Origin of the sequence: Curtobacterium sp. UNCCL17 (genome assembly GCF_000686685.1) — a bacterium.
Taxonomy (GTDB): Bacteria; Actinomycetota; Actinomycetes; order Actinomycetales; family Microbacteriaceae; genus Curtobacterium; species Curtobacterium flaccumfaciens.
The window spans coordinates 156733-175497 of sequence record NZ_KK366000.1 but is presented as its reverse complement, the minus strand read 5'-3'; the positions used below and the strand labels follow the sequence as shown (position 1 = coordinate 175497).

Genomic DNA, 18765 nt, shown 5'->3' with positions numbered 1-18765 from the left:
CGTCAGGACGACGACTCCCAGTCCGCCGGACCGCGCGAACCGGCGCGGTACTCCTCGAGCGGGACCTCGTCGGCCTTCCAGGCGGCGACGACCGGCTCCACGATCTCCCAGCAGCGCTCGGCCACGTCACCGCGGATGGAGAGCAGCGGGTCGTCGTGGAAGATCCCGTTCAGGACCTCGCCGTACGGGGTGAGCTCGCCGTCGCTGAACGACGACGACAGGGTGACCTGTCCCATCTCGAACGGGTTACCACCGCCGTTGGCCGACACCGACAGCTCGATCTCGTCCGGGTTCAGGACGATGCGCAGCGTGTCGGTCTTCGGGCGACCGCTCAGACCGGAGGGCAGGCGCGTGACCGGCTTGAAGGTGATCAGCACCTCCTTGCGGCTGGCGCCGAGGGCCTTGCCGGAGCGCAGCGTGAAGGGGACGCCTGCCCAGCGGGCGGTGTCCACCTCGACCGAGATCTCGGCGAGGGTCTCCGTCTGGCGCGACGGGTCGACGCCGTCCTCTTCCTGGTACGACGGCAGTTCCTTGCCGTCGATGGTGCCGGCGGTGTAGACCGCGCGGCGCGAGGCGATCTTCGCGTCGTCGCCCTTGAGGCGGGTGGAGCGCAGGACCCGGGCGAGCGACGAGCGGAACTCGACCGCGTCGATCGCGGCCGGGGCGTCCATCGTGACCAGGCCGAGGATCTGCAGCAGGTGCGACTGGATCATGTCGACCATCGCACCGGCCTCGTCGTAGTACTGGGCGCGGTTCTCGAGACCGAGGGTCTCGTCGTAGAAGATGTCGACCTTCTCGATGTTCTCGGCGTTCCAGATGGGCTCGAACAGGCGGTTCGCGAAGCGCAGACCGATGATGTTCAGCACCGTGGTGCGGCCGAGGAAGTGGTCGGTGCGGTGCACGCGGTCCTCGGGGACGAGCTTGAGCACCGTCTCGTTGAGGGCCTGGGCGCTGGCGACGTCCGTGCCGAAGGGCTTCTCGAAGGCCAGGGTCGTCCCCTCGGGGAGCTCGACGTGCTCGAGCGCCTCGCAGATGTCGGAGGCGATCTGCGGCGGGAGGGCGAAGTACAGGATCGGCTCGGAGTCGGCCGCGGCCAGGAGCGCCTCGAGGTGCTTCGGGTCGGTGGGGTCGCCCTGGATGAACTGCGTCGACTCGATGGTCGCGTCGACCTCCGGCCCCTTGACGTCCTGCGACGCGAAGGACTGCTTGACGATGTCCTTCCACTTCTCGGGGCTGCGCTCGCTGCGGCCCGTGCCGATCAGCTGCACGGGGACGGCACGGCCGCTCTGCAGGAACGTGCCGAGGCCCGGCAGGAGCAGGCGGGAGGCGAGGTCGCCCGTTGCGCCGAAGATGATGAGGGTGCGCTTGTCGGTCACCTGAGGTGACTCCTTTCGCTGTGGTGGGAGGTCCGCTCCAGTCAAGTCGCGGGCGGGCCCGTTTGTTCCGGATCGGGACCGGAGTTCGTCTCCTGGACGCACTTCGGGCGGCACCGTTCTGGTGCCGCCCGAAGTGTCAGGTGCGCTGCAGCGCCGGGTCAGTGCCCGAAGTTGCCGCGGTAGTACTCGTAGACCCAGCCGACCAGGGTGATCGCCACGAGGACGAGCCCGATCGGGACGATCCACAGGCCGGCGGCCACGCCGAGGAAGCAGACGGCGACCGCGGCGGCCAGCAGGATGGGCCACCACGACCACGGGCTGAAGTGCCCGAGCTCGGCGTCGCCGTCCTCGATGTTGGCGTCGGGACGGTCCTCGGGCAGGACCCCGCCCTGGGACGACATGACCTTGCCGAGGTAGAAGGCGATGAACGCCGACATCAGGCCGGTCAGGCCGATCGCCACGGTGCCCACCCACTCGGGCTCGCCGTAGTAGATCATCGCCCACGTGGTGTAGGCGGCGTCCGCCAGGATGAAGAACCCGAAGAGGATCCAGAACAGGTTGGTGTTCGCGCGCATGGCGTTACTTCACCTCGCCCTTCGCGGCGTCGTAGGTCGGGGCATCGGGGGCGTCCTTCGCGGGACCCACACCGATCGGCACACCGGCCTCGGGGTGGTTCAGGTCGAAGGCCGGGGACTCCGAACGGATACGCGGGATCGACGTGAAGTTGTGGCGCGGCGGCGGGCAGGAGGTCGCCCACTCGAGCGAGCGGCCGTAGCCCCACGGGTCGTTCACGGCGACCTTCGGTGCGTTCCGGGCGGTCACGTAGACGTTGAAGATGAACGGCAGGAACGAGATCGCGAGGATCATCGAGCCGATCGTCGACAGCTGGTTCATCCAGGTGAAGCCGTCGTTCGGCAGGTAGGTCGCGTACCGACGCGGCATGCCGATGACGCCCAGCCAGTGCTGGATGAGGAACGTCGTGTGGAACCCGATGAACAGGAGCCAGAAGTGGATCTTGCCGAGACGCTCGTTGAGCATCTTGCCGGTCCACTTCGGCCACCAGAAGTAGAAGCCGGAGAACATCGCGAAGACGACGGTTCCGAAGACCACGTAGTGGAAGTGCGCCACGACGAAGTACGAGTCGGACACGTGGAAGTCGAGCGGCGGCGACGCCAGGATCACGCCGGTGAGACCACCGAAGGTGAACGTGATGAGGAAGCCGAGGGCCCAGAGGAGCGGGGTCTCGAACGTGACCGAGCCGCGCCACATGGTGCCGACCCAGTTGAAGATCTTCACGCCGGTCGGGACCGCGATGAGCATCGTCATGAGCGAGAACCACGGGAGCAGGACGCCACCGGTGACGTACATGTGGTGCGCCCACACCGTGACCGAGAGGGCCGCGATGGAGATCGTCGCGTAGACCAGGGTCTTGTACCCGAAGATCGGCTTGCGGCTGAACACCGGGAAGACCTCGGAGACGATGCCGAAGAACGGCAGCGCGATGATGTAGACCTCGGGGTGCCCGAAGAACCAGAACAGGTGCTGCCAGAGCAGGGCCCCGCCGTTGGCCGGGTTGAAGATCTGTGCGTCGAACACGCGGTCGAGCCCGAGGCCGAAGAGCGCCGTCGCGAGGACCGGGAAGGCCATCAGGACGAGGAGCGCCGTCACGAGGGTGTTCCACGTGAAGATCGACATGCGGAACATCGTCAGACCCGGGGCACGCATCGTGATGATCGTGGTGATGAAGTTCACCGCGCCGAGGATCGTCGAGAAGCCGGTCATCCCGAGCCCGAAGACCCAGAGTGTGCCGCCGAGCCCTGGTGTGAACGTCGTGTCACTCAGTGGCGCGTAGGCGAACCACCCGAACGAGGCAGCGCCCTGCGGGGTGAGGAAGCCGCCGACCGCGATGAGCGAGCCGAACAGGTAGAGCCAGAAGGCGAAGCCGTTGAGTCGCGGGAAGGCGACGTCCGGCGCACCGATCTGGAGCGGCATGATCGCGTTCGCGAAGCCCGAGAACAGCGGCGTCGCGAACATCAGCAGCATGATCGTGCCGTGCATCGTGAACAGCTGGTTGTACTGCTCCTTCGTCGCGACCACGTGCAGGCCGGGTTCGAAGAGCTGGGCACGGATCACGAGGGCCATCACACCTGCGAGCAGGAAGAAGATGAACGACGCGATCAGGTACATGTACCCGATGGTCTTGTGGTCGGTGGAGGTGATCCACCGAACGACGATGTTGCCCTTCCGACCCACCTTCGACGCCTGGAAGTCCGGCGACGAGGTCTGGGTCGGTTGGCCGACGAGTGACGTTGTCATCTGACGAGCCCCTACTTGTTCTCGCTGGACGCCTCGACCGGCGCCTTGTTGTTCGGTTCGTTGGTGTTGGTGTTGTACTCGTCACCGAGCAGACCGACCTTGCCCTGGTCCTTCAGGGTGTCGAGGTAGTCCTGGTACTGCGCCGGCGTGACGACCTTCACCTGGAAGAGCATCAGCGAGTGGTACTCACCGCAGAGCTCCGCGCACTTGCCCTGGTACGTGCCGAGCTTCTCCGGGATGAAGTACTCCCAGTTGGTCTTGCCCGGGAGCATGTCCTTCTTGTAGAGGAAGTCGATGACCCAGAAGGAGTGGTCGACGTCGCGCGAGGAGAGCTCGATCGCGACCTTCTTGCCCTTCGGCAGGTAGAGGGTCGGCAGCTGCGACTCGTCGATCGCCCCGTTGGCGTTCTCTTCTTCCTGGGCCTGGATGCCCTGGTAGTAGACGCTCTCTTCGGGGTTGTCCTTGTTGATGTAGTTGAAGTCCCACGCCCAGCGCTTGCCGTACACGTGCACGGTGGCGTCGGGGTCGGCGAAGGGCTTCTCGATCGCGGCCTGGTCCTTCGCGGTGAAGGCGAAGAAGCCCAGCACCAGGATCAGCGGCACGATCGTGTAGAAGATCTCGAGCGGCATGTTGTACCGCATCTGCACGGGCAGGCCGGTCTGGCCCTTCCGGCGGCGGTAGACGATCGCTGCCCAGATGATCAGGCCCCACACGATGAGACCGACGGCGAGGAGAACGACCCAGCTGGTGGTCCACAGGCCGACGATGCGGCTCGTGTGGTTGGTGACGTTCTTCGTCTCCTCCGTGCCGGGGAGCCATCCATTCATCTGCTGCTGCGTGCAGCCAGCCAGTGCGATGACCAGACCGACGGCCACCGGGACGGCCGCCCAACGTATACGGCGATTCGAACGCACTGTTACCTCTCGCAAAAGACGTGAGCTTCAGGAGGTCAGCCCGTCGAGTCCGACGGCGAGCCGCACGAAGGCGGCGCATGGCTGGCTCCCAGCTTGATTGGAACACTCCTAGCTTACTCGCAGCTCGGTACCGCTCGCGCACACACGACACGGTTCTGGCCTCGATCCGCACGTCGGCGGGCATCATTTCGCCCGGTCACGCCGCGCCCCGGCGCGCCACGTCCGGCCACACGAACGCGAGCGGGGAGCGACCGTTCCGGTCGCTCCCCGCTCGCGTGTCGGATCGCTGGTGATCAGTGGAAGCTGTCACCACAGGCGCAGCTGCCCTGCGCGTTCGGGTTGTCGATCGTGAAGCCCTGCTTCTGGATCGTGTCCTCGAAGTCGATCGTCGCGCCGTCGAGGTACGGGACGCTCATCTTGTCGACGACGACCTCGACCCCGTCGAACTCGGCGGTGACGTCACCGTCGAGCAGACGCTCGTCGAAGTACAGCTGGTAGATCAGGCCCGAGCAGCCACCGGGCTGGACGGCGAGGCGCAGGCGCAGGTCGTCGCGGCCCTCCTGCTCGAGCAGGCTCGCCACCTTGCCGGCAGCGGCGTCGCTCAGGAGGACGCCGTGCGACTGCGTTTCGGTCGCCGGTGCTTCGGTGATGGTGTCGCTCATCGCGCGTCTCCCTCCGGGCGGTGCTGGTCACCGCGCCTGGCGTCGATTGTAAGCACCCTCAGCTGCGCGTCGCGAGCCTGGCGAGCAGGATCGTCTCCGACGCGATGGCACGGTGCAGGACACCGAGGTGCTGCGACTCGTTCGGGCTGTGCGCACGGGTGTCCGGGTCCTCGACGCCGGTGACCAGGATCTGCGCGTCCGGGAACTCCGCGGCGAGGTCGGACACGAACGGGATCGACCCGCCGATGCCCTGCTCGACCGCCTCGGCGCCCCACCCCTCGCGCATCGCCGTGCGCGCCTCCTGGACGGCCCAGCCAGCGGTGTCGACGAGGAACCCGTCGCCGCTGTCCGGCTCGGTGATCTCCATCCGTGCGCCGAACGGGACGTGCTCGCGCAGGTGCCGCTCGACGGCCGCGGACGCCTGCCTGGCGTCCTGGCCGGGGGCGACGCGGACCGAGACCCGTGCCGAGACCGTGGGCAGCAGGGTGTTCGAGGCGTTCGCGACGCTCGGCACGTCCATGCCGGTCACCGTGATCGACGGCTGGAACCACATGCGCGACAGCACGGCGCCGGTGCCGATCGGGCGCACACCGGGGACGAGCGCGGCGTCGGCGGCGAGTTCGTCCTCGGTGCGCTCCGGCACGTCGGCCTCGTACGAGGTCAGCCCGTCGACGGCGACCGAACCGTCGGCGTCGTGCAGCGAGGCGAGCAGCCGCACCATGGGGATCATCGCGTCCGGGGCCGCTCCCCCGAACATGCCGCTGTGGCTGGCGTGCTCGAGCGTGGTCAGGGTGAGCTTGAAGGTGACGTTGCCGCGCAGGGAGACCGTGATCGACGGCACCTCGGTCGACCAGTTGTCGCTGTCCGCCACGACGATGACGTCGGCGGCGAGGTGCTCCTTCTGCTCGCGCAGGAACGTGCGGAACGAGCGGGAGCCGAACTCCTCCTCGCCCTCGACGAACAGCACGATCCCGAGGTCGAGGTCGTCACCGAACTGGGCGTGCACCGCGCGGAGCGACGCGATGTGCGTCATCACGCCGGCCTTGTCGTCCGAGGCGCCGCGGCCGTACAGGCGGTCACCGCGCAGGGTCGGCTCGAACGGTGGCGTCTCCCACAGGGCCTCGTCGCCCTGCGGCTGCACGTCGTGGTGGGCGTAGAGCATCACCGTCGGCTTGCCGTTCCGCGCCGGGCGCACCGCGAGCACCGCGGGCTGGCCGAGCTCGGCGTCGGCCTCGGCGACGTCGGCCGTCGAGCCGGACACCGCCGACCGCACGATCCGGACGTCGTCCGCACCGAACACCCCGGTGGACCGGGCGAGGTCCGCGACGGCCTCGGCACTCGCGCGCACGTTCGCCGGGTCGAAGGCCGACCAGGACACCGACGGCAGGCGCACCAGCGCGGACAGGTCGGCGATCGTCGTGGGCAGTGCCCCCTGCACGTGTTCGCGCAGGGCGTCGAGGAGCGCGGGGTCGGTCGCGGGGCTGTGCTGTTCGCTGTCGGTCATGCCCGGTAATCTAGAGGAGATCCCGCACGCACACCGCCGTTAGGAACGCACCGTGGCGAAGGCAGCCCCCAAGACCAACACGACCGTCAACCCGACCGACGCCGAGCTCCTCGAGCAGGGCAAGGGCCGCCCCACGCCGTCCCGCCGCGAGCGAGAGGCAGCGAACCGCCGCCCCCTCGTCGGCAACACGCCGGTCGACAAGAAGGCTGCGCGCGCACGTCTCAACTCGGAGCGCGAGCGTGCCCGGGTCGGCATGGCCAACGGCGAGGAGCGCTACCTGCCGGCGAAGGACCGCGGTGAGCAGCGACGCTTCGTCCGCGACTGGATCGACGCCCGCTGGAACGTCGGCGAGGTCATGATGCCCGTGCTCGTGCTGTTCCTGATCGTCGGGTTCGCGGCCGCGCAGACCGTGATCGCGTCCTACTCGCTCCTGCTGGTGTGGGCGTTCGTGGCGCTGTTCATCATCGACTGCGTGGTGCTGTGGCTGTCGCTCCGCCGCAAGCTCACCGCCAAGTTCGGCGATCTCCAGCGCGGCACGTTCCTCTACATCCTCACGCGGGCGTGGCAGCTGCGCTTCCTGCGGCTGCCGAAGCCCCAGGTCCGGCGTGGGCAGTACCCCACGCTCTAGCCACACGCACACGACGAAGCGCCGCCCGGCCTGCCGGGCGGCGCTTCGTCGTTCCCGCTCCCCCATTCCTGCTCACGAAGCGGCCGTGAGCGCACCCACACGACGGACTGGAGGCCCGTGGCGGTGTCGCCACGGGCCTCCGGTCCGTCAGGTGGTCGCGTCTACCGCGCGGCGCGACGCAGCCGCCGTCGGCGCAGCCGGTTGATGCGCGCGGCCCAGGTCGGTCCCTCGTAGAGGAACGCCGTGTAGCCCTGCACGAGCGTGGCCCCGGCGTCGATGCGGTCCTGCACGTCCTGCTCGGTGGTCACACCACCGACGGCGATGACGCAGAAGTCGGCGGGCACCGCGGCGCGGACGCGACGCAGGACCTCGAGCGAGCGGGCGGCGACCGGCGCACCGGAGAGGCCCCCGGCACCCATCGCCTCGACGTCGGACGGATCGGCCGTCAGGCCCTCACGGGAGATCGTCGTGTTGTTGGCGATCACCCCGGACAGTCCGAGCTCGACCGCGAGGCCCGCGATCGCGTCGATCTGCTCGTCGGTCAGGTCCGGTGCGATCTTGACGAGCACCGGCGTCCGGCCGGCGGCGTCACGCACCGCGGACAGCAGCGGTCGGAGCTGGTCGAGTTCCTGCAGTCCGCGCAGGCCGGGCGTGTTCGGCGAGCTGACGTTGACCGCCAGGTAGTCCGCGAACGTCGCGAGCCGACGGGTGGACTCGAGGTAGTCGTCGATGGCGTCCTCGACGGAGACGACCCGGCTCTTGCCGATGTTCACGCCGATGACCGGTCGGCCGGGGTTGCGGCGGGCGCGCTCGAGGCGTCGGGCGGCCGCAGCGGCGCCGTGGTTGTTGAAGCCCATGCGGTTGATCAGGGCGCGGTCGCCGATCAGCCGGAACAGGCGCGGGCGCTCGTTGCCGGGCTGCGGCTTGGCGGTGATGGTGCCGACCTCGACGTGGCCGAAGCCGAGCAGGCCGAGACCGGCGATGCCGCGGGCGTCCTTGTCGAACCCGGCGGCCAGGCCGAAGCGCGACGGGAAGTGGATGCCCATCGTGGTGACGCCGTCGGACGCCGCGGGACGGCAGTACCGCTCGACGACGCCGCTCAGGAACGGCACGCGGGGCAGCCCCGCGATGACGGCGAACGCCAGGTGGTGGGCGCGCTCCGGGTCCATGTTCGCGAACACGGAACGGAACACGACGCGGTAGCCGCCGCGCACGATCCGTTCGGCGATGCCGCTCACGCGCGCGTGCCGGACGGTGCGGACGACCCGGCGGCCGTGTCGGATGCCCCGTGGTGGTCGCGGCGGAGCTGGCCGATGGCGTCCTCGAAGTCCTCGAGCGAGTCGAACGCCTGGTAGACGCTCGCGAACCGCAGGTAGGCGACCTCGTCGAGCTCCCGCAGGGGCGCGAGGATCGCGAGGCCGATGTCGTTCGCGTCGATCTGGCTGGATCCGGAGGACCGGACGGTCTCCTCGACGCGCTGCGCGAGCACGGCCAGGTCGCCGTCGGTGACCGGGCGGCCCTGGCACGCCTTGCGCACGCCGGAGACGATCTTGTCGCGGCTGAACGGCTCGGTGACACCGTTGCGCTTCACGACGTTGAGCGATGCGGTCTCGGTGGTCGAGAACCGTCGACCGCAGTTGGGGCACTGACGACGGCGGCGGATGGAGGTTCCGTCGTCGCTCGTCCGTGAGTCGACGACGCGGGAGTCCGGGTGGCGGCAGAAGGGGCAGAACATGTCGTTCCCCAGGCTATCGGTTCGTGCGCTCCGTCACGGCGGCCCCGTGCGCGGGGAGCTGCTCCTCGGTGGACAGCGCGACGATGTGCGGCGCGACCTCGGCCAGGGCCTCGGGCGTGTACCGCACGATCTGCTGAGGTCGCAGGAACGTCGACGCCGACAGTCCGGACCCGAACCGGGCCTGGCCGCCGGTCGGCAGCACGTGGTTCGACCCCGCCAGGTAGTCCCCCAGGCTCACCGGCGTGCTCGGTCCGACGAACACCGCACCGGCGGCGTCGATGTCGGCCAGCACCGCGTCGTCGTCGACCGTCTGGATCTCGAGGTGCTCCGGCCCGTACGCGTTGCTCACGGTCGCCGCGTCGGTCAGGGAGTCCACCAGGACGATCGCGGACTGCGGTCCGTCCAGGGCGGCCTGGAGGCGCGCAGCCGTCCCGAGCACCGCCGTGCGTTCCGGGATGGCGGCCTCGACCGCGTCGGCGAACGCCGCGGACGTCGTCACCAGCACACTGCCGGCCTGCTCGTCGTGCTCGGCCTGGCTGATGAGGTCGGCGGCCACGAACCCGGCGTCGGCGGTGTCGTCCGCGATCACGAGGATCTCGGTCGCTCCGGCCTCGGAGTCGATGCCCACCACCCCGCGCACCAGGCGCTTGGCCGCGGCGACGTAGTTGTTGCCCGGACCGGTGACCAGGTCGACCGGCTCGAGGTCGATCTCGGCGACGCCGTACGCCAGTGCGCCGACGGCTCCCGCGCCGCCCATGGCGTAGACCTCGTCGATGCCGAGCAGCCCCGCCGCCGCGAGGATCGTCGGGTGCACCGCGCCGCCGTGGTCGCGCTGCGGCGGCGACACGAGGGCGATCGAGGACACGCCCGCGACCTGGGCCGCGACGACGTTCATCACGACGCTGGACGGGTAGACGGCCTTGCCACCGGGCACGTAGAGCCCCACCCGGCGCATCGGCTGCCAGCGCTGGTGGACCTCGGCGCCGTCGGCCAGGGTCGTCACGGACGGGGCGGGGATCTGCGCGGCACTCGCGGCCCGGACCCGGCGGATGGCCTCGTCGAGGGCTGCTCGGACCTCGGGGGTGAGCCCGGCCACGGCGGCGGTGATCTCGGCAGCGGGGACCCGGACGTCCGCGGGGGCCCCGCCGTCGAAGCGCTCGGCCTGGTCGTGCAGGGCCGCGGCACCACGGTGCCGGACGTCCTCGATCAACTCGCGCGCGGCGTCGACCGCGTGCGACACGTCACCCGCGGCGCGGGGCATGAGTCGGAGGAGTTCGGCACGGGCGGGGAGGCCGCCGCGGAGGTCGATTCGCTGCATCATGAGGCCTCCAGCGTACCGGCGGCGTGCTGCACGACGGCGTCGACCACGGGCCGGTGGCGGACCGTCTGCTCGGCGTCCCACGCGTCGAGCAGGTGCAGCGTGGCGATCCGGAACGCCAGGGCACGGACGAGCAGCTGCGGCCACTCGGGGACGCCGGTGCCGAGCACGCCGAGCCGACCGACGGCGACCCCGTGCCAGCACACGGCGTCGACCGCGGCGATCGCGGCGCCGAGGCCCGCCGGGCGCCAGTACGGTGCCCAGTCGAACACCGTGGGCGGCTCCCCCGGAGCGAAGAGCACGTTGCCGAGCAGGTCACCGTGGACGAGCTGCGACGGGGACGTCACCGGCCGGAACGTCGCGGCCAGGCGGTCCAGCGTCGGGTCGTCGGGAAGGGCTGCTCCGCCCCAGGCCGCGCGGTCCGCCCGGCTCCAGGGCTCGTCGCGGTCGTCGAGGAAGTCCGGGCGTGGCAGATGGGCGATCGCCCGGTGGAACGCTGCGCCCGCGGCGATCACGTCGTCCACACGAGTCGGGTCGGTTCGACCGTCGACCCACCGCCAGGCCTCCCAACCGTCGCTGTCGGCGTCGCCGGCAGCGGCGCGGGCGTCCACGACCCAGTCCCCGGACGTGGCGGCGACCGGGCGCGACGTCCGGAACCCGGCCGTGTGGTCGAGGCCCGCCAGCGTGGCAGACCGCCACCGGGCCTCCAGGCGGTCACCGGACGGGCGGAGGACGACGTCCCCGGCGCGCCACGTGAGTCCACGCCCGCCGCCGAGGCGCTCGAGCGCCCGGTCGTGCACGCCGAACGCCCGGAGGACGTGCGGTGCCGGCTGCCCGTCGGTCACGCGGTCCGCAGGATCTTCACCATCGGCCGGCCCTTGGCGACCTCGTCGACGAGCTTGTCGAGGTACCGGATCTGCCGCATGAGCGGGTCGTCGAGCTCCTCGATCCGCACCCCGCAGATCACCCCGGTGATGAGCGGGGCGTTCGGGTTGAGGTGCGCGCCGGCGAAGAAGTCCTCGAACGTGGTCCGGTCGGCCAGGTGCTGCGCGAGCGCCAGGTCGTCGAAGCCGGTCAACCACTCGATGACGGTGTCGAGCTCCGCCTTCGTGTGGCCCTTCCGCTCCACCTTCGCCAGGTAGTGCCCGTAGACGTCCGCGACGGGCGTCCCGAAGATCCGGTGACCGGCCATGGTCGACGCTCCTACACCAGGCAGCGGGGTCCGAGCAGGCTCTTCAGCTCGCCGAACAGGTCGGGGGTCAGGTTCACCGGGAACGGCAGCTCGAAGGTGCGCGCGACGTCGTCCTTGAGCAGCTTCAGCCGGACCTCGGTGTCACCCTGGTGGCGGCCGAGCACGGCGGCGAGTTCCGTCACCGTGGTCGTCGTGGCCTGTCGCTCCGGCAGGGACAGGGTGAGCGGGCCGGAGCCCATCGCGTCGCCGACGTTCGGCTGGAACATGCTCACCGCGTGCAGGGCCTTGCCGTCGTCGCGGACGTTGACGCGGCCGCGCAGGACGACGATCGAGTCGGGCACCAGGGACGGGCCGAACTCCTGGTACGTCTTGCCCAGGAACATCACGCCGATCTGACCGCCGAAGTCCTCGATGTCGACGATGCCGTACGGGTTGCCGCTCGTCTTCGCCACCCGGTGCTGCACGCTCGTCAGCAGACCGGCGACGGTGACCGTCTCGCCCTCGATCGAGTCGTCGGCCGTCAGCAGGTCGGCGATGGTGATCGACTGGTGCTTCGCGAGCTCGATCTCGAGCCCGGCGAGCGGGTGGTCGGACACGTAGAGCCCGAGCATGTCCCGCTCGAACGCGAGCTTGTCGCGCTTGGACCACTCCGGACGGTCCGGCACCTGCGACACCGCGGCGCTCGGGGCGTCCTCCGCTGCCTCGGCGAAGAGCGAGTCGAAGTCGAACCCGACGTTGCCGTGGGCCTCGTCGCGCTTGACCTTGACCGCACCCTCGACCGCGCCCTCGTGGATCTCCACCAGGGCACGCCGGGTGTCGCCGAACTCGTCGAAGGCACCGGCCTTGATGAGCGACTCGACCGTGCGCTTGTTCGCCGACGAGATCGGGATCTTGCGCAGGAAGTCGTGGAACGACTCGAAGGCGCCCTTCTCGGTCCGGGCCTTGACGATGTCGTCGACGACGTTGAACCCGACGTTGCGGATCGCACCCATGCCGAACCGGATGTCGTCGCCGACGGCGGCGAAGAAGCCGATCGACTCGTTGACGTCCGGCGGCATCACCTTGATGCCCATCCGGCGGCACTCGTTCAGGTACAGGGCGAGCTTGTCGCGGGCATCGCCGACGCTCGTCAGCAGCGCCGCCATGTACTCGGCCGGGTAGTGCGCCTTGAGGTAGGCGGTCCAGAAGGACACCACACCGTAGGCCGCCGAGTGCGCCTTGTTGAACGCGTAGTCGGAGAAGGGCAGCAGGATGTCCCACAGCGTCTTGATCGCCGCGTCGGAGTACCCGTTGTCCTTCATGCCCTGCTGGAAGCCCGCGTACTGCTTGTCGAGCTCGGACTTCTTCTTCTTGCCCATCGCGCGGCGGAGGATGTCCGCCTGGCCGAGGGAGAACCCCGCGACCTTCTGCGCGATGGCCATGACCTGCTCCTGGTAGATGATCAGGCCGTAGGTCGTGCCGATGATGTCCTTGAGGGGCTCTTCGAGCTCCGGGTGGATCGGCGTGATCGGCTGCTCGCCGTTCTTGCGGAGCGCGTAGTTCGTGTGCGAGTTCGCACCCATGGGCCCCGGGCGGTACAGGGCGATGAGCGCGGAGATGTCCTCGAAGTTGTCGGGCTTCATCAGCCGCAGCAGGCCACGCATCGGCCCACCGTCGAGCTGGAACACGCCGAGGGTGTCGCCGCGCTGCAGGAGCGCGTACGCCTCGGGGTCTTCCAGACCCATGTTCTCGAGGTCGAGCTCGGTCCCACGGTTCGTCTTGATGTTGTCGAGGGCGTCACTGATGATCGTGAGGTTGCGGAGCCCCAGGAAGTCCATCTTGATCAGGCCGAGCGACTCCGCTGCCGGGTAGTCGAACTGCGTGACGATCTGGCCGTCCTGCTCCCGCTTCATGATCGGGATGATGTCGATCAGCGGGTCGCTCGACATGATGACGCCGGCCGCGTGCACGCCCCACTGGCGCTTCAGCCCCTCGAGCCCGAGTGCGGTGTCGAAGACGGTCTTCGCCTCGGGGTCGGTCTCGACCACAGTGCGGACGTCGACGGCTTCCTTGTAGCGCGGGTGGTCCTTGTCGAAGATCCCGGTGAGCGGGATGTCCTTGCCCATCACGGGCGGCGGCATCGCCTTCGTGAGCTTCTCGCCCATGCCGAACGGGAAACCGAGGACGCGCGAGGAGTCCTTGAGCGCCTGCTTCGCCTTGATCGTGCCGTACGTGACGATCTGCGCGACGCGCTCCGACCCGTACTTCTCGGTGACGTACTTGATCGCCTCACCGCGGCGCCGGTCGTCGAAGTCGACGTCGAAGTCGGGCATCGAGACGCGGTCCGGGTTGAGGAACCGCTCGAAGATCAGGCCGTGCCGGATGGGGTCGAGGTCGGTGATGCGCATCGCGTACGCGACCATCGAGCCAGCACCGGAGCCACGCCCCGGACCGACGCGGATGCCGTTGTTCTTGGACCAGTTGATGAAGTCCGCGACCACCAGGAAGTAGCCGGGGAAGCCCATCTGGTTGATGATGCCGACTTCGTAGTCGGCGCGGTCCTGGACCTCTTTCGAGATGCCGTCCGGGTACCGGTAGTCCAGCCCCTTCGCGACCTCTTTCTCGAACCAGGAGTGCTCGGTCTCGCCCTCGGGCACCGGGAACTTCGGCATGTAGTTGGCCGAGGTGTCGAACTCGACGTTGCAGCGTTCCGCGATGAGCAGCGTGTTGTCGCAGGCATCGAGGTTGTCGCGGAAGACGTGCCGCATCTGCGCCGGGGTCTTCAGGTAGAACTCGTCGGCGTCGAACTTGAAGCGGTTCGGGTCGTTCAGGGTCGAGCCGGACTGCACGCAGAGCAGTGCCGCGTGCGACTTGGCGTCGTGGGCGTGCGTGTAGTGCAGGTCGTTCGTGCCGACCAGCGGGATGTCGAGGTCCTTCGCCAGGCGGATCAGGTCGCTCATGATCCGGCGTTCGATCTCGAGGCCGTGGTCCATGACCTCGGCGAAGTAGTTCTCCTTGCCGAAGATGTCGCGGTAGTCGGCGGCCGCCTGCACTGCTTCGTCGTACTGGCCGAGACGCAGGCGCGTCTGGATCTCCCCCGAGGGGCAGCCCGTGGTGGCGATGATGCCCTCGTGGTACTCCTGCAGGAGCTCGATGTCCATGCGGGGCTTGAAGTAGTAGCCCTCGAGCGACGCCTTGGAGGACAGCCGGAACAGGTTGTGCATGCCCGTCGTGTTCTCGGCGAACATCGTCATGTGCGTGTACGAACCGGCGCCGGACACGTCGTCGCCACCACCGTCACCCCAGCGCACTCGGGTCTTGTCCGAACGGTGCGTGCGCGGCGTGATGTACGCCTCGGTCCCGATGATCGGTTTGACGCCACCGGCCTTGGCGGCCTTCCAGAACTCGAAGGCGCCGAACATGTTGCCGTGGTCGGTCACCGCCACGGCGGGCATCCCCTGCGCGGCGGTCTCCGCCACGAGGTCGGAGAGCCTGGCGGCACCGTCGAGCATCGAGTACTCGCTGTGCACGTGCAGGTGGACGAAGGAGTCGGAATCCGACACGGAACCTCCGGTTCGTACGGTGTGCTGCGGGGTGGGAACAGCCTAACCGCGGCCGCCCACATTCCCGCGCGCGTCGGGGCGGGCTGGACGCGCGTGGCGGGGCCGCACCGTGCCTCCAGGCCCGCAGCCGGACGCGACGCGCGCGGGGCGCGGCGCCGAGCGGGCAGGACACGCCGTACGCCAGCCGCGGCGGGTGCGGAAAGCGTCGCCTGGCGGCCTCCCAACCGACAGTTCGTGACCCCTCAGCGAGAGAGGTCGGGCGCGTCGTCGGGCGCGTCGGGCGCGTCGGCCTGGAGGCGCGTGGCGGGGCCGCACTGCGCCTCCAGACCGGCAGCGGGTCGCGACACGCGCGGGGCGCGCCGCCCAGCGGTCAGGACACGCTGCGCGGGGGCCGCCGCGGGTACAGAACCCGTCGCCTGGCGGCCTCCCAACCGACCGTTCCTGACCCTTCGGCGCAAACGGCGGGGTGCGGCGGCCTGGAGGCACGTGGCGACCCCGCACCGCGCCTCCAGACCGGCAGCGGGACGCGACACGCGCGGGGCGCGCCGCCGAGCGGTCAGGACATGCCGCACGCGAGCCACGGCGGGCGCGGAAAGTGTCGCCTGGCCGCCCCCCGCCGACAGTTCGTGACCCCTCGGCGCAAGCTGCCGGGCGCGCCGGCCTCGGGTCGCGACACGCGCGGGGCGCCCGCCGAGCGGTCGGGACACGCCGCACGCGCGCCGCCGCGGGTACAGAATCCGTCGCCTGCCGGCCTCCCCGCCGACAGTTCGTGACCACTCGGCGCAAACGGCCGGGCGCGTCAGAGCGACGCCCTCCGGATCTGCTCCAGCGCGGCCTGCAGGTCGTCCGGGTACTGCGCCTCGAACGACACCCACTCGCCCGTGCGGGGGTGGTCGAAGCCCAGTCGGACGGCGTCGAGCCACTGGCGGGTCAGCCCGAGCTCGGCCGCCAGCACCGGGTCGGCGCCGTACATCGTGTCCCCGACGAGCGGGTGGCGTGTCGCCGCCATGTGCACCCGGATCTGGTGGGTGCGCCCGGTCTCCAGGTGCACCTCGAGCAGGGTGGCCGAGCGGAAGGCCTCGAGCGTCTCGTAGTGGGTGACGCTCGGCTTGCCCTCGGACGTGACCGCGAACTTCCAGTCACTCGACGGGTGCCGGCCGATCGGAGCATCGATCGTGCCCGACGTGGGGTCGGGGTGGCCCTGCGCGAGCGCGTGGTAGACCTTCTCGACCGTGCGCTCCTTGAACGCCCGCTTCAGGTGCGTGTACGCCAGCTCGGTCTTCGCGACCACCATCAGGCCCGAGGTCCCGACGTCGAGGCGGTGCACGATCCCGGCACGTTCGGCGGCACCGGACGTCGCGATCGTGAAGCCGGCGGCGGCGAGGCCCCCGGGCACGGTCGGCCCGTCCCACCCCGGCGAGGGGTGCGCGGCGACGCCGACGGGCTTGTCCACGACGACGATGTCCTCGTCGTCGTGCACGATCGTCATGCCGGGCACGGCCGCCGGAACGATGCGCGGCGGCTCCTTCGGGGTCCACTCGACCTCGAGCCAGGAGTCGGCATGGAGCCGGTCCGACTTGTCGACGGGCACCCCGTCGACGCGGACGCCCCCGGCGGCGACGACGTCGGCCGCGAACGACCGGCTGAAGCCGAGGAGCTTCGCGATGGCGGCGTCGACGCGCTCACCGGCGAGCCCGTCGGGCACGGGAAGAGAACGCGATTCGCTCACGTGGCGTCGTGGCCCAGCGTGTCGCGACGGTCGCGTTCCTCCGGCCTGGAGGCGCGGGTCGGCTCGTCGAACGCAGCATCACCCGACGAGAACGCGGCCCCACCGTCGAGCGGCTGCGCCGCGTCGACCGGCTGCGCCGCGTCGAGCTGCGCCTGGCGCTTGGCCGAGAGCGTGCGGGTGCCGTCGAGGTTCACCCCGAGGATCACCAGCAGCACGAAGACCACCATGCTGATGCAGATGAAGGAGTCGGCGACGTTGTAGATCGCCGGCATCATCCACGGCGTCGAGATGAAGTCGACGACGTGGCCCCGACCGAAGCCGGGCTCACGGAAGAGCCGGTCGAGCAGGTTGCCCAGCGCGCCGCCGAGCAGCATGCCGAGCACGATGGCCCACCACATCGACCGGATGCGACGCGAGTACACGATGATCGCGACGACGACCGCGGCCGAGATGACCGAGAACACCCAGGTCATGTTCACCGCGAACGAGAACGCGGCCCCCGGGTTCCGGACGTACAGGAACTGCAACGCCCCGCCGAGGACCGGGACGGGGGTGCCGTACGGCAGGTTCGCGACGACCAGCGTCTTGGCGACCTGGTCGAACGCCACCACCACGACAGCGGCGAAGGCCAGTGCCGCGATCGCGCGGACACTGACCTTCGCTCGTGATGCTGGTCGCGACAACGTCAGTTGCCGAAGCCCTGCGCCGAAGCCGGCGCCGGGGTGAGACCGGACTGCTCACCGGAGTCGAGCTCGGAGAGCTGCCCCTGGATGTAGCTCTTGAGCTGCGCACGGTAGTCGCGCTCGAAGGTCCGGAGCTCGTCGATCTTGCCCTCGAGCTGGCGCTGCTCCTGCTCGAGCACCGCAACACGCTGACGGTTCGTGTTCTCGGTGTCGGCGATGATCTGGCGCTGCTTCGCCTCGGCCTCGGAGACCAGGCGAGCGGCCTGGGCCGTGCCCTCGGCGATGAGTGCATCGCGCTTCTCGATGCCCTCGCGGACGTGCTCCTCGTGGAGACGACGCGCCAGGGTCAGGAGGTTCGTGGTGCCCTCGGTGTCCTCGTCGGCGGGGACCGTGGTGGTCGGTGCCGCCGCGGCGACCGGAGCGGGCTCCGGTGCTGCCTCGACCGGGGCCGGGGTGGGCTCCGGCTCGGCTGCGGGGGCGGGCTGCTCGGCCTGCGCCGACTGCGGGGCCGATTCGGCCGCCTGCAGGCGCTGGCGGAGCTCGTCGTTCTCCGCGGTCAGGCGACGGAGCTCGACCACGACCTCGTCGAGGAAGTCGTCGACCTCGTCCTGGTCGTAGCCCTCGCGGAACTTCGTCGGCTGGAACCGCTTGTTGACTACGTCTTCCGGCGTCAAAGCCATTGCCGTCACCTCAATAGAACTGCTGAACGTGTGGAACCGCGTGCGGTGCGACCGAATGTACCAGTCGTACCGTGCGGTGCGGATGCGCCACCGGAGCGGGCATCGATCCCGACCACCGTACACCGACGATGGGGAGGAACCGTGCCGCGCGCCTGGCGTGGCGCGTGTCGCGGACGGGAGTCCGCTCAGATACCGCGTGCCAGGGCGGCGACCACGAACCGGGCGATGATGACGACGAGCATCACGATCGTCCAGCCGAAGTCGAGCGCCACCGGCCCCAGGCGGAGCGGCGGGAGGACCCGTCGCACCGCTCGGATGGGCGGATCCGTGATCGTGTAGACGAACTCGGACACCACGAGCATGCCCCCGCGCGGACGCCAGGAACGGTTGAAGCTCTGCACGAGGTCGAGCGCGAAACGCCCCCACATCACGAAGAAGTACAGGAGCAACGCGAGGGAGATGATCCCTAGGATCACGGACACGATG

At 69.6% G+C, this 18765-nt stretch carries 17 protein-coding genes; 1 reads left to right on the top strand and 16 read right to left on the bottom strand.

Features of this window, described 5'->3' with window-relative positions:
• Positions 1 to 2 precede the first annotated feature (2 nt).
• The 6 genes from BR70_RS0105645 to BR70_RS0105620 form a co-directional block, all read right to left on the bottom strand.
• Complete coding sequence (locus BR70_RS0105645; RefSeq protein ID WP_027465268.1) at positions 3 to 1376, bottom strand: glucose-6-phosphate dehydrogenase; 1374 nt, start codon at positions 1374 to 1376, stop codon at positions 3 to 5.
• 158 nt (positions 1377 to 1534) lie between these two features.
• Complete coding sequence (locus BR70_RS0105640; protein ID WP_027465267.1) at positions 1535 to 1951, bottom strand: cytochrome c oxidase subunit 4; 417 nt, start codon at positions 1949 to 1951, stop codon at positions 1535 to 1537.
• Between the two features lie 4 nt (positions 1952 to 1955).
• A complete protein-coding gene (ctaD, locus tag BR70_RS0105635; RefSeq protein WP_027465266.1) occupies positions 1956 to 3692 on the bottom strand; it encodes an aa3-type cytochrome oxidase subunit I in 1737 nt (578 codons plus the stop codon).
• A gap of 11 nt (positions 3693 to 3703) precedes the next feature.
• On the bottom strand, positions 3704 to 4606 hold the full coding sequence (ctaC, locus tag BR70_RS0105630) for an aa3-type cytochrome oxidase subunit II (protein ID WP_027465265.1): 903 nt from the start codon (positions 4604 to 4606) through the stop codon (positions 3704 to 3706).
• Positions 4607 to 4899: 293 nt separating this feature from the next.
• On the bottom strand, positions 4900 to 5268 hold the full coding sequence (locus BR70_RS0105625; protein WP_035808216.1) for a HesB/IscA family protein: 369 nt from the start codon (positions 5266 to 5268) through the stop codon (positions 4900 to 4902).
• 58 nt (positions 5269 to 5326) lie between these two features.
• A complete protein-coding gene (locus BR70_RS0105620) occupies positions 5327 to 6772 on the bottom strand; it encodes a dipeptidase (RefSeq protein WP_027465263.1) in 1446 nt (481 codons plus the stop codon).
• Between the two features lie 52 nt (positions 6773 to 6824).
• On the opposite strand from BR70_RS0105620, the gene BR70_RS0105615 reads away from it, so the two are divergent.
• Positions 6825 to 7400 carry a DUF3043 domain-containing protein gene (locus tag BR70_RS0105615; RefSeq protein WP_027465262.1) on the top strand — a complete coding sequence of 192 codons (576 nt, stop codon included), beginning with the start codon at positions 6825 to 6827 and terminating at the stop codon, positions 7398 to 7400.
• A gap of 161 nt (positions 7401 to 7561) precedes the next feature.
• Here the strand turns inward: BR70_RS0105615 and BR70_RS0105610 are convergent, their stop codons facing one another.
• The 10 genes from BR70_RS0105610 to BR70_RS0105565 all read right to left on the bottom strand — a co-directional run bounded on the left by BR70_RS0105610 (position 7562) and on the right by BR70_RS0105565 (position 18761).
• Entirely contained in the window at positions 7562 to 8638 is a 1077-nt protein-coding gene (locus tag BR70_RS0105610; protein ID WP_081827266.1) for a quinone-dependent dihydroorotate dehydrogenase, read from the bottom strand.
• On the bottom strand, positions 8635 to 9135 hold the full coding sequence (gene nrdR / locus BR70_RS0105605) for a transcriptional regulator NrdR (protein WP_027465260.1): 501 nt from the start codon (positions 9133 to 9135) through the stop codon (positions 8635 to 8637). Before nrdR ends, BR70_RS0105610 begins: the two co-directional genes overlap by 4 nt.
• Before the next feature lie 13 nt (positions 9136 to 9148).
• The gene (gene hisD, locus BR70_RS0105600; protein WP_027465259.1) at positions 9149 to 10456 is read right to left on the bottom strand and encodes a histidinol dehydrogenase; all 1308 of its coding nucleotides are present in this window, start codon (positions 10454 to 10456) and stop codon (positions 9149 to 9151) included.
• Entirely contained in the window at positions 10453 to 11298 is an 846-nt protein-coding gene (locus tag BR70_RS0105595) for a hypothetical protein (RefSeq protein ID WP_027465258.1), read from the bottom strand. The genes hisD and BR70_RS0105595 overlap by 4 nt, the downstream gene beginning before the upstream one ends.
• On the bottom strand, positions 11295 to 11645 hold the full coding sequence (locus tag BR70_RS0105590; RefSeq protein ID WP_027465257.1) for a DUF2200 domain-containing protein: 351 nt from the start codon (positions 11643 to 11645) through the stop codon (positions 11295 to 11297). The genes BR70_RS0105595 and BR70_RS0105590 overlap by 4 nt, the downstream gene beginning before the upstream one ends.
• Positions 11646 to 11656: 11 nt before the next feature.
• Complete coding sequence (dnaE, locus tag BR70_RS0105585) at positions 11657 to 15136, bottom strand: DNA polymerase III subunit alpha (RefSeq protein ID WP_051596774.1); 3480 nt, start codon at positions 15134 to 15136, stop codon at positions 11657 to 11659.
• Between the two features lie 850 nt (positions 15137 to 15986).
• Complete coding sequence (locus BR70_RS0105580; protein ID WP_035808215.1) at positions 15987 to 16916, bottom strand: RluA family pseudouridine synthase; 930 nt, start codon at positions 16914 to 16916, stop codon at positions 15987 to 15989.
• Complete coding sequence (gene lspA / locus BR70_RS19755) at positions 16913 to 17599, bottom strand: signal peptidase II (protein ID WP_231495654.1); 687 nt, start codon at positions 17597 to 17599, stop codon at positions 16913 to 16915. The genes BR70_RS0105580 and lspA overlap by 4 nt, the downstream gene beginning before the upstream one ends.
• 2 nt (positions 17600 to 17601) lie before the next feature.
• On the bottom strand, positions 17602 to 18279 hold the full coding sequence (locus BR70_RS0105570) for a DivIVA domain-containing protein (RefSeq protein ID WP_027465254.1): 678 nt from the start codon (positions 18277 to 18279) through the stop codon (positions 17602 to 17604).
• Between the two features lie 185 nt (positions 18280 to 18464).
• Positions 18465 to 18761 (bottom strand): YggT family protein, encoded by a 297-nt coding sequence (locus BR70_RS0105565; protein ID WP_017886631.1) that lies wholly within the window; start codon positions 18759 to 18761, stop codon positions 18465 to 18467.
• Between the last annotated feature and the right edge of the window lie 4 nt (positions 18762 to 18765).